The 11,107-nt window shown below is 36.9% G+C and carries 15 protein-coding genes; 6 read left to right on the top strand and 9 right to left on the bottom strand.

The genetic code is table 11. The features are described from left to right. Positions 1 to 930: MobQ family relaxase (gene mobQ / locus WFH18_RS15020; RefSeq protein ID WP_336755153.1), on the bottom strand; the 930-nt coding region annotated here is incomplete at its 3' end. Between the two features lie 210 nt (positions 931 to 1,140). Between mobQ and WFH18_RS15015 the strand changes: the two genes are divergently transcribed. After that, positions 1,141 to 1,434: a mobilization protein gene (locus tag WFH18_RS15015; protein WP_121980247.1), complete on the top strand. Its 294-nt coding sequence runs from the start codon at positions 1,141 to 1,143 to the stop codon at positions 1,432 to 1,434. A 52-nt stretch (positions 1,435 to 1,486) separates the two neighbouring features. Here WFH18_RS15015 and WFH18_RS15010 read toward each other — a convergent pair whose 3' ends face one another. Beyond that, positions 1,487 to 1,747: a hypothetical protein gene (locus WFH18_RS15010; protein WP_121980238.1), complete on the bottom strand. Its 261-nt coding sequence runs from the start codon at positions 1,745 to 1,747 to the stop codon at positions 1,487 to 1,489. Positions 1,748 to 1,967: 220 nt separating this feature from the next. On the opposite strand from WFH18_RS15010, the gene WFH18_RS15005 reads away from it, so the two are divergent. Next, positions 1,968 to 2,225: a hypothetical protein gene (locus tag WFH18_RS15005; protein WP_121980239.1), complete on the top strand. Its 258-nt coding sequence runs from the start codon at positions 1,968 to 1,970 to the stop codon at positions 2,223 to 2,225. Positions 2,226 to 2,369: 144 nt separating this feature from the next. Here the strand turns inward: WFH18_RS15005 and WFH18_RS15000 are convergent, their stop codons facing one another. From WFH18_RS15000 to WFH18_RS14985, 4 genes are all read right to left on the bottom strand, one after another. Continuing rightward, complete coding sequence (locus WFH18_RS15000) at positions 2,370 to 2,675, bottom strand: hypothetical protein (protein ID WP_121980240.1); 306 nt, start codon at positions 2,673 to 2,675, stop codon at positions 2,370 to 2,372. 70 nt (positions 2,676 to 2,745) lie between these two features. Then, positions 2,746 to 3,060: a BrnA antitoxin family protein gene (locus WFH18_RS14995; protein WP_121980241.1), complete on the bottom strand. Its 315-nt coding sequence runs from the start codon at positions 3,058 to 3,060 to the stop codon at positions 2,746 to 2,748. Next, entirely contained in the window at positions 3,038 to 3,334 is a 297-nt protein-coding gene (locus tag WFH18_RS14990) for a BrnT family toxin (RefSeq protein ID WP_121980242.1), read from the bottom strand. The genes WFH18_RS14995 and WFH18_RS14990 overlap by 23 nt, the downstream gene beginning before the upstream one ends. A gap of 413 nt (positions 3,335 to 3,747) precedes the next feature. After that, a complete protein-coding gene (locus WFH18_RS14985) occupies positions 3,748 to 3,942 on the bottom strand; it encodes a hypothetical protein (protein ID WP_121980243.1) in 195 nt (64 codons plus the stop codon). Positions 3,943 to 4,898: 956 nt separating this feature from the next. Here WFH18_RS14985 and WFH18_RS14980 point away from each other — a divergent pair. The 4 genes from WFH18_RS14980 to WFH18_RS14965 all read left to right on the top strand — a co-directional run bounded on the left by WFH18_RS14980 (position 4,899) and on the right by WFH18_RS14965 (position 8,057). After that, positions 4,899 to 5,222 carry a transcriptional regulator gene (locus tag WFH18_RS14980; protein ID WP_121980244.1) on the top strand — a complete coding sequence of 108 codons (324 nt, stop codon included), beginning with the start codon at positions 4,899 to 4,901 and terminating at the stop codon, positions 5,220 to 5,222. Then, positions 5,203 to 5,514, top strand: coding sequence for a helix-turn-helix domain-containing protein (locus tag WFH18_RS14975; protein WP_004650130.1), 312 nt, complete (start codon positions 5,203 to 5,205; stop codon positions 5,512 to 5,514). Before WFH18_RS14980 ends, WFH18_RS14975 begins: the two co-directional genes overlap by 20 nt. A 629-nt stretch (positions 5,515 to 6,143) precedes the next feature. Beyond that, positions 6,144 to 6,353, top strand: a complete 210-nt coding sequence (locus WFH18_RS14970; RefSeq protein ID WP_004282305.1) for a hypothetical protein — start codon at positions 6,144 to 6,146, stop codon at positions 6,351 to 6,353. A gap of 249 nt (positions 6,354 to 6,602) precedes the next feature. Next, on the top strand, positions 6,603 to 8,057 hold the full coding sequence (locus WFH18_RS14965) for a SulP family inorganic anion transporter (RefSeq protein ID WP_121980245.1): 1,455 nt from the start codon (positions 6,603 to 6,605) through the stop codon (positions 8,055 to 8,057). 257 nt (positions 8,058 to 8,314) lie between these two features. Here the strand turns inward: WFH18_RS14965 and WFH18_RS14960 are convergent, their stop codons facing one another. The 3 genes from WFH18_RS14960 to WFH18_RS14950 all read right to left on the bottom strand — a co-directional run. After that, on the bottom strand, positions 8,315 to 8,866 hold the full coding sequence (locus tag WFH18_RS14960) for a plasmid replication DNA-binding protein (protein ID WP_262443130.1): 552 nt from the start codon (positions 8,864 to 8,866) through the stop codon (positions 8,315 to 8,317). 60 nt (positions 8,867 to 8,926) lie between these two features. After that, on the bottom strand, positions 8,927 to 9,877 hold the full coding sequence (repM, locus tag WFH18_RS14955) for a replication initiation protein RepM (protein WP_005261368.1): 951 nt from the start codon (positions 9,875 to 9,877) through the stop codon (positions 8,927 to 8,929). A gap of 612 nt (positions 9,878 to 10,489) precedes the next feature. Continuing rightward, positions 10,490 to 11,107 (bottom strand): hypothetical protein (locus tag WFH18_RS14950; RefSeq protein WP_336755147.1); only part of this gene is annotated, 618 nt, incomplete at its 5' end.

Genomic DNA, 11,107 nt, shown 5'->3' with positions numbered 1-11,107 from the left:
CAGGTCTAGATTCGCGTCTTTTGCGCTGATTTCGCGTTTTAGCACTTTGCCAAGGGTTTCCCTCTGTTTTTCCTCAAACAGGGCTTTTTCGTCAATTGGTGGCGTTTTAGCGCTATTTTTGATTTGGATCTGCTGTTCTGTTTTCAGTTTGCTGAGTTTTATCTCATTTTCAGCAATCAGCAGATCCATATTTTTGCCGTATTGCAGCTGAGCCTGATTTCTCTGTTTGATTTGATCATTGCTGCGGCTGATTTCGGTCTCAATCCCTTTTCGACGTAGTTCGGTGACTTTCGGTCCTTCGTGCAGGGTCGCTTCCAGGCCATTCTCTTGGTCTTTGTAGCTGCGGTGGTCGACTCGGGCGGTGTATCCGGCTAGATCCAGGTGCATATTGCAGATATCGGCAAAGTGTTCGCGCCAGTGCTCGATTTCTCCACTATGTTTCTGATCGAGTTCTCGGGTTTTCTCTGTAAAACCTTCAGGCGTGAGCTTACGTGTGCTCATCAGGATATGGGCGTGATAATTGCGTTCATCACTGCCGGATCCGGTATGCGGTGCATGGATACAGGCATCGACGGCCACCTGATGTCTGTCCACGATGCTGGCACATAATTCTTCGAGCATGGCCAGACGTTGTTCCTGGTTCAACTCACTTGGAAAGGCAATTTCAAATTCCCGGGCGACTGTCGAGTTTTTTCGGGTTTCTCGTTGTTCCACTTCGTTCCAGAGTTTTTCCCGATTTTTTAAATGCTCTGGTGCGCCTTCGGGTAAATAAATTTCTTTATATTCCACGCCAGTTTTTCGGCTGTATTCATGTTCTCGGCCTTCGCGTTCACAATAGATCTTTTCACCGGCCCGATAGGCAATCGCAGCAGTGGCAGAACGCCCTGCAGATCGTGCTACGGTTTTGACTGAAAAGTGGTAAATCGCCATGCCTGTTTTTCGCTTTTAAATTTTCATGTAGTGAAATACAACCGTGACTACGGTTGTCGGGGGTATTGGGGAGACCCCAATCGGACTTGCAAACGAAGTTTGCATAAGTGCGCTCTTCGAGGAAAACATTACTATACATATAGTACCTTGAATGCAGATTCAAGTGCGCTTATGTTAGGGAGGATTTCCCAGGATGATGGTATTGGATTAATGAGCGTGACTGAAAATTTAGACAGCAAGATTAAGGCCCAGGAAGAAAAGCTGAAACAGTTAAAAGCTCAAAGACAAGCAGCACTCGCTAGAGAAAAAGCCAAAGAGAAAGAACAGGCTCGAAAGGATGATACGAGACGTAAGATTTTAATTGGATCTTGTATGCTGAAAATCACTGAAGAAGATGAACAGGCCAGGGCTAAATTGATTACTCAGATGGACAAATATTTAACGGAGGATCGAGATCGCTTATTATTTAATTTAGCTTTATTTGGTTCAGAGAAGCATCAGTAATTTATAAAAGCCAAGCGTGGAATTTTGAAAAATAATTTATTTTTTACATGGTTTATTTAACAATCTCTGTCCAAAATTCCACGCCTGAATTGACTAAGCCAGGGTCATTTTCAAACACTTCTTTTAAATCAGTAACGCTTACCCCTGAATGCCAAAATATGATGTGTAAAGCGATTGTCTGCTTTGCAATTTGCAGGGTCCTTTCATCTGAGTATTTTATAAAAAGGGAGATTGCTTTTTGGTTTCTACTAAAGAGAAAAGCAAAAATAATTTTTCGTTCAGGATCTTGCCCTAAAAACTCATCTCTTTTCATATGGTTTAATACTCATTTTATGAAGTGAACAGAACAGAACTTCAATATTTCTGTGATATCTCTTAGTTTATGAATTCTACCCTTTTTAAAGGCTGAAAGCCTTTCCTCATAGGCAATAAGCAGTTTTTCAGAGCGAGTTTTAACCGTTCAATTAGTCTGTTAAAATTGATTGCTCACAGTTAAATATTCAAAAACTAAAATAATATGAAGGCATATCTTTATGATTAACCCCATTGCTTTAGAAATTGCTCAAAAATTAAGAAATCATTACCCTGATATCTACCGAGTTCCAGAGCTTTTTTTAAATATCAGACAGGTATCTGACTTTACACCTCTTTTGATTACGGGAAATAAAACAGTCTTTTCCTTTAAAGAAACAGGAAAATCTATCGTTAAAAGCAAAACGGAAATTTTTGCAATCAGAAGTACTTCACAAGCAGATAAATTGTTAACAGAAATCCTTTCTAATTTGATTTAGTGTTTATGAGTATTTGAAATTAGTTATCCAATTCACTACATTTCCCATCGTATAAATTATATAAAACATGGGTACAGGATCCGCACTTTTTTTATTTTTAATAGTTTCTATACAAAAAACGAGAGCTTATAGCTCTCATTTTTCTTATTCCTGCGCATGTTCTTTATAGTACTGGTGTTGTCTTCTGGAATTATGCTTCCAGCTTTTGGCTACCTTGTAGACATAAGTGGGAAAATCATCCCAAACATGCGGTAAACCAGTACCACGTGCAACACGGATTTTAAGAGGATAGTCTTTATATTCAACCATATGTAAAAAATAAAAACTTCGCTCCTGGTGAGTACTAAATTTTTTGAAATACGAACTTCTGACATTGGGGTAAATCAGCCAAAAGTAATCGTGTTGGGTACTGCGTATTGATTTTTTATACTGATGTTTCAGCTTTTTCATGATTCCTCCTAGGTAACATTACCTAGAAGGGATCCTTTGCAAAGTAGTTCATATTATTAATCCCATAAAATTATGGATGATTTTTAAGTTCTTCCAGCATGGCTTCACGTAGAATTTTGTTCATGCGCGTTTGATAGCCTTTCCCTTGTGATTTAAGCCACTGCATTACATCGGCATCGATTCGAACGGTTGTCGATTTTTTTACCGGCTTGTAGTAAGGATTACGGACAGTATTTTGCCAAAAGCTTTCATCAAGTTCTGGAATATCTGAAAAATCTATTTCACTGTCTGGACGTTTAGCCAAAGCTTCAAGTTCAGCCTTTTGTGCTGTTGAAAGCTCAGGTAAATCATCAAGATTATGTTTATATCGAACAATTTTGCTCATATTCTCTTTTCTCCTGTGCAGTAGCTTTTCGGGCTGAAATAATTCGGATGATTTCAGTGGTATCTTCAAAGGTAGCTGTATGAGCGACTAATAGGACGATCTGACCATCAATTACACCTATGGCTTGCCATCTATACTCGCCACTTTCAAAACGGTCTTGTTTACTTAATAGGAATGGATCTTTAAATACATGCAGTGCCGTTTCAAAGCTAATTTTATGCTTTTTCTGGTTGCTTGTATTTTTAGCCTCATCCCATTCAAATTCTCTACTCATAGGATAACACTCATATACATACAATAATGTTACTACATTTATGTAAATGTAAAAAGATCTACATGGGTTCTTCTAAAACCGGCCATTCTTATTTAGGGTTTTCCAATTGGTCCTGCAGCTACTTTAATTCGTATTTTTGATGCACCTCTAAGTCTGATTTAGAAATATAGGCAATAAAAAACACACATCTTGATCTGTCCCTCAAAAGTTAGACAGAAACTAATGAAAAAAGCTGAATTTCCTATTAGGAAATTCAGCTTTTTTCATTAGTTTCTAGGGAGGCTAATCCTCGCTATTACTTCTGTTTTTTAAGCTGCTTTTTGAGCTTATTTAACTTGTTTTCGTGTTTTGAAATCGTTTCAAGACGTGCTTTGATCTTCTGTTTCAAGATTTTAACTTGCTTCGACATGATGTCACTCCTTGGTATGAATATCCGCTGACTGGTTTTTTTTCATAAAACTACGGATAAATTTTCTTAATTCTCTAGCGGCACTGGTGTCCATCGCTTCACACAATTGAATAAACTCATCACGTTCAGTGCTGTTAATGCGAATTAAGAGTTGCCCATCTTTTTTGTTGGCCTTGATTTTTCTGGGTTGATCAGTCATAAGATATTTATTCCCAAAGGCACTAATACAATAAAATGTATATACACTATATATACATTATGAAAACTAAGCAACCATTTAATTTATTGTTTTTTATTAAAAATATTTGTGGGTATGAAGTTTTTTCTGAAAATTTAAAATAATAGAGTCTGATGGCTACAGCAAAATTTTTAAATATGTAAAAATCTCGGTATTCCTGATCGGATGGTAAACCGGACATTTCTATTCAGGGTTTGCAACTTTAATGAATGTCCTAATGTAATTTTAGAGCACACCCCAAAGTAACGTCACATCTGTCTGTATCCGCAACCTAAAATCAATAGCTTAGAAGCCGTGAAACATCCTCTTAGCAACGAATAAAAGAAGTCTTAGATTTATACGTGACATAAAAAAGCTTTACCCTACAAAATCAGTGATCTATTAATGACTATGACAGTCCAAGCCCATTTTGATGATTTTTAGGTTTAATTGATGCGTGATTTTAGTCACATTAATCTATATGTCAGTGATCGGATTCTTAATATTTTTTGGTGTTTTTTTAATCAACAAATGGTTAAATCAGTCTCACAATAACAATAAATAAATATAAAGAGACAAGGGTAGCGCAAATTTTAACTCTCTAATTCTTTGTTATTAAAAACAGGCTCATAGAAGCAAATAAAGAATTAGAGAGTGGTATTTTTTTATCCAATTCACGAAACTTTCTATCGTATAAATTATATGAAGCGTGGATACTAGATCCGCGCTTTTTTGTGTTATTCCCAAGTAGAAATGTCCTAGATAGATAAATGAGCTGATTAACCATTACATTCGGCTCATATTGTGAGCCGAATGTGCTCAAAATACTCCCATTTAACAAAAAAATAGGTTTTCGATAATCTCAGTGCAATTTAGTTTCTTTACAGATACGACTTAGTCGTATTAAAATACTACTATGTGGTATTCAAGGTTTGAAAATGCTAACAATATGTGAAACACCTTATTTTAGTAAAATTTGTTTTATGTATTGGGATGAAAAAGAATATGAGGAATTTAAGACGTTCTTATCTTTAAACCCTAATGTAGGTGATGTTGAGCCTAATTCAGGTGGTATTCGTAAGGTTAGATGGACAGGTGGTGGACGAGGTAAAAGCTCTGGTGTTCGAGTCATTTACTTTAACCGTTTAGAAAACGGTGAGATTTGGCTACTGACACTCTACAGTAAAAAAGAGACCACCCAACTGAGTAAAAAGACACTTCAATTATTAGTGGAGAAACTAAATGACTCGTTTAACGGCTAAAGAAATCGAAGCTTTTGAGGCAACTAGAGATATTGAAGCGGAAATTTTGCAGGGTATAGACGATATGCTTGCGAATAATGCAGCAAAACGCACTGTGATTACTGAAACAGATGTCGCACTAGCTCGTAGAAAAGCTGATTTAACACAAGAACAATTTGCCAATATTCTAGGTACATCAAAACGAACATTAGAAAGTTGGGAACAAGGAACAAGACGACCAAGTAAAGCAGCTCAATCGCTTATTAAGCTTTTCATTATTGATCCTAAGTTTGTTCGAGAAAACTTAGCTTAATCGAAAACTATAGGCATAAAAAAGCCCAACATCCTGTTGGGCTTTTTCGTATTTGATGCTTAGATCTGACTCCTGTCTGATCTCACATTCCTTGTTCTTTCTCTTGTTCTTTTTATCTGGAGCATCCTGCTCTCTATGTCCCCATCATAGGAAATTGTAGCCAGATCGTATAGCCGCAAAGGACCGGAATTGATGTAAGCAAATGCGTACAACACTGCCTAAAAACTGTCCCAGATTTATCCGCAGAAATTGGGGATATTTTTTGCCCTGGTAAGTCCGGGAACATTGAGAAAAGTTTCATTTTGATTAAATTATGATCAATTTTATTGGCGGAATATATCAAAACAGTTTAAAAAAAAGCCGACTTGTTTCCAAGCCGGGATTCTGCTGATCTTTTAACTTTTTCTTTTAGCTTAACTTGTTGATATTTCAATATTATTACAATCGCGTTTCGTATAAGCGCCATTATGTTAAATAGATAGCAGTTAGGAGATTATTCATGCTTCCCCTTTAGAAAAACTTGCAGATCCCTTTTTAATTTGCAATTCTTGCTACTAAGGGTGTCTAGCTAAGCTAAGGCAGGTATTCGTTATAGTCGGGCCGCTATAATACGGATGAAGAGCACCTGTATGTTTAATTTCAAGATTTTTAATAAAGTCTCTACGGAAGTATTGACGATCAAAAATGACCTTCAGCTTAATGCTGAGCTGCAATTAATTAATAAATATAAAACGGCTATTTCTGAAGATTATAAACAGGCTATTGTTTTGATCTTTAAAGAACGTGGCTACACACGTTTGGAAATAGGTCAATTACTTGGGGAGCTAAAAGCTTCATAAAATACCGATTAAACAAAGCTTGGATATAACATCCAGGCTTTATAAAAAAGTACCTAGCTGTTACCCTTGTCCTGATTTTTTTACTCTAAAAAGTTCCTTCATCTTATGACACTTACGCCACCTTAAGTTTATTTACCGTCTTAAATCTGTAAATAACTCATCACTGTCTAGTGATGTGGTGTAGTCGCTTGTGTGTTGTATATATCACATCACTAGCCTATCTGAAAAATTAAAAAACAGGCTATGTTTATGTTATCTAATGTCCGAGAACAGTGGTTCTCTAACATCCGTGGGGATGTACTTGCCGGATTAGTCGTCGGTCTTGCACTTATTCCTGAAGCCATCGCATTTTCAATTATTGCAGGTGTAGATCCTAAAGTCGGTCTATACGCATCCTTCTGTATTGCCGTCGTGATTTCTTTCGTAGGTGGTCGTCCCGCAATGATTTCAGCTGCCACAGGGGCTATGGCACTGCTTATGGTCACATTGGTCAAAGAGCATGGGCTTGAATATCTGCTGGCAGCAACAATTCTGACAGGTGTGATTCAGATATTGGCAGGCTATTTAAAGCTCGCCAAGTTAATGCGGTTCGTATCTAAATCTGTAGTTATTGGATTCGTAAATGCGTTAGCGATCTTAATTTTCATGGCTCAGTTGCCTGAACTGATTAATGTGACCTGGCATGTATATGCTCTGGTTGCCTTAGGTCTGGCGATTATTTATCTCTTTCCTCTGGTTCCCAAATTAGGAAAATTACTCCCTTCTCCACTTGTCTGCATCATTGCAATCACATTACTGGCAATTGCTCTAGGAATTGATGTACGAACTGTGGGTGATATGGGATCGTTACCTGACACACTTCCAATGTTCTTGATTCCAAATATTCCTTTGAATATTGAAACATTGATGATTATTTTGCCTTATTCAGTCGCACTGGCGGCTGTAGGTTTACTTGAATCGATGATGACAGCAACTATCGTGGATGAAATGACAGATACGCCAAGTGATAAATATCAGGAATGTAAGGGACAAGGGATTGCGAATATTGCTTCTGGCTTTATGGGTGGCATGGCTGGCTGTGCGATGATTGGTCAATCTATGATTAACGTAAAATCAGGTGGCCTTACACGCTTATCAACATTCTCTGCGGGTATTTTTCTTCTTATTCTTGTTGTATTTATCAGTGACTGGCTCAAAGTGATTCCAATGGCTGCATTGGTAGCGGTAATGATCATGGTCTCTATCAGTACCTTTGAATGGAGTTCTGTCACTCAGTTAAAAGATAATCCTAAGAGCAGTAATATCGTTATGATTGCGACTGTGATTGTAGTTGTTGCTACGCATAACCTGGCTTTGGGTGTGTTAACAGGCGTATTACTTTCAGCCTTGTTCCTGGCGAATAAACTTGAAAATGATATCCAGGTAACAGCATCTTTTGAAGGAACAGCCCGTTTATATGATTTGAGAGGTCAGATCTTCTTTAGTTCTTCTGAAAAATTCATGCAAGGTTTTGACTTTAAAGAGGATGTAAAGGATGTGATTATTGATTTGACCCATTCTCACATTTGGGATGTAACATCAGTCGCCATGCTTGATTCTGTTGTAAAAAAATTTCAAAAGAATGGTGTGAATGTCACTGTGCGTGGCTTAAATGAAGCCAGCTCTATCATGATTGATAAGTATGGAACACATGCCAGAATCTAAGCGCAGGAGATTTTACGTTTACGTAGAATCTCTAAAATTAACATAATACACCTTATACGAAATACAACTGTTTTTTCCTTCAAAATTATTATATTAGAGGTTGCCGCCTTGAATCATAGAGCAACAGGGCGGCAACTTTTTAATTTTTTATGTTCCACACTTTTAGTCAGTTTTAATAAACATCATCCGATTTTGTGATGAGTCACTATTTCATGTGCTTGCACTGAAATTGGCTCATCACAAAATTGGAGTCCTGGTTAACCATAGGGAAGGAAAAAACGGCTCAGGAAGCTTCTCTTCTTAGGCTCAGGCTCAACGTGTTCTGGAACAGGGATACGTTTATTCTCTGAAGTAGTCAATCCGTCATAGTTCGATTCAGCCTGTGACCGAGGATCTGTTGCTATATTCGAATTAGTAGATCCATCTAGCTGATTAATATTTTCTTGTTTTGGCTGTTCTAAGGTGCCTTTAAACTCAATTCTATGAGTAAGATCTTCAATATGTTGCATCAAAGACTTTTCTCTTTGATTTGCTAAATCTAACTGATTTTTGAGTAAAGAAATTTGATCTTTTAATACACTTTCAACCTCAGATTGAACGTGTACTTGTACATCCTTGTGAACTTGTTCAGTACGTGTACTGGACTGAACACCGACTGGATTGCCATAAACTCTGATAAGTTCAGATAAGTCTATAAGACCATCATGATCTCTTGATAATTCACCATTTTTTAAAGCCTCATATATTGTTGTACGTGATTTTTTAAAGGCTTTACTTGCATCCATGACGCTGAATTTTGTTGTGTTCAATGTAATCCCTCAGTGCGTGTACAAGGATGTTCATGTGAACATCCAATCTGAACATGAAGTTTATTTTGTATTAAATCCTACTTTCTTTAGATATGGCAGTAATTCTTCAATTTTAAGTGGATCCTGCAACATTTCGGCAATGCGAACAGCAAATTGAGAGTAACTTTCTGTACCTTGAGAATATTTATTCATCTCGGTAAGCCCAGAGAGTTTATTAGCAAAAAGATAACGTTGCGAATCAGTCATTTTTAAAACTATAGGTTGTATAGCTATATCTGACTTCTTTGATTGCTTTCTAATTTTATAGGTAAACTCAAATCCTATAATTTTTTTCCCTGCCTTCTTATTAGTATATTGAAGGTTATATATATCGCAGGCTTTGCTCTTATTTATTTGAGTGACAGCTAAGTCCAGGACATTGTCTTTTAGATTTGACATAGTTTTATATTTATTTTCGATACCGAACCTAGATCGAAGATCGTCCAACTCTAGAAAAACTTTTTGCTCTTTATAGTTCTGCACTTCTTTAAGAATTTCATATAAGCGATTGGCATATTGACTGCTTAAATCAACCGTATGTTGAAGATCAATTTGAGTAAATTTATTAGCCAGCTCACTTACAAATGGTAAGACGTCATTAGCAAATTGAATTTCAATTCTAGCTTCACCTTCAAGATATCCCTTCATTTGAATAAATCTATATGTTCTAACGTGTTTTTTAGTATTTGAGATTTCTCGCTCTAATGTGAACTGGCGTTCAAATAAAGTATCTACAGCCGTTCTAAGGGCTTTATAACCGCCATCTATGGTGTCTGAAAACAGATCTGCATATTCATGAGCTGAAATGGTAATTGGTACATTATTATCTAATGTAATCTTATTAGAACGAATTTTTGATAAAGCGATATTGAACAATCTGTGCTCAACAACAGTCATTTTATAATGAGCTTTTACTAAATCATTTGCTTTAGAGACAAGAATCGACATGTCTAAATTTTCTGAACGGCTCATTCTTATTTCCCTATAAACATTATATGGATTTACCAAAATCTAGATAAATTTTTCACTTAGGGAATCATCATAACAATACTCATTTAAATAGTAAAATAAAAACCTATGTTTATACGGATAAAACCTATGTTTGAAACGGATAAAACCTATGTTTGAAACGGATAAAACCTATGTTTATACGGATAAAACCTATGTTTGAAACGGATAAAACCTATGTTTATGCCATCATAATCTATTGAAAATAAAAAAGAAAACATGCTTCAAATATTAAATATTATAAATATAAAATAGAAAAGAAAATTCATGAAAATTGCCCTTGGTTTTCGCTACGCTCAAACTCTATTGAATCTCGCTTTCGCTCGATTCGTCGGGGCAATTTTTGATTCATATTTTCCTAAATTTGAGAAAAAGCAAAAGCAAGATCAAAAGCAGCTCGGAATTCGCTTCGCTCATGAGCTTTTTTTCTCGCTACGCTCGATTTAGGAATCAAACTTGGAAAGTTCGCACCCATGCGGGATGCTCTGTAGGGTAGGTGATTAATGGATAGGGAGCTTGTAATCAGGGAAAGGGATGGACGAATTTTCTCAGTTCGCTCGTAGACACTCGCTCTGTTTAGCGACTCATGCCACGAGATTTCATTTTAGGTGCATGTTGCTGTGCTTTGAGCTGTTGTTCTTGTCTGAGTTTCAGCTGTTGTTCTGCTTTGATCTCATCCACACATTTCTTAATAACTTGATAGGATGGGTATAGAGTCTGGTATTGCTTGGCTTTGGCCTGATGTTGTTGTTGGTACTGCTTCCAAGCATGTTCTTTAAACTTTTCATTTTCCAATAAATCTTTCACACCATGTTTTTTCTGGTGTTCATGCTGACCTTTCAGCTTTTTGTGTTCCTGGTAAATCGCATCACGTTGGGCTTCCCAGGCTTTTTTTCCAAACAGTAAGGGTTTGTTCTGGGTTAATTCGTTGTGTTGATCGACCAGGCTTTGCAATTTGTCATGACTTTGCTTGAGTCCGCTTTTCATGATCTCCTGGGCAAGCTGCTGATTGAACTCGTTTTGATGTTTGTGGTGCTTGGTCAGGTTTATTTCGGCTTGTTTGAGATTGCGCTGCATAAAATCCAGGTCTAGATTCGCGTCTTTTGCGCTGATTTCGCGTTTTAGCACTTTGCCAAGGGTTTCCCTCTGTTTTTCCTCAAACAGGGCTTTTTCGTCAATTGGTGGCGTTTTAGC

The organism is Acinetobacter sp. USHLN143 (assembly GCF_037145695.1).
GTDB lineage: Bacteria > Pseudomonadota > Gammaproteobacteria > Pseudomonadales > Moraxellaceae > Acinetobacter > Acinetobacter fasciculus.
This window is presented reverse-complemented; position numbering and strand designations above follow the sequence as displayed.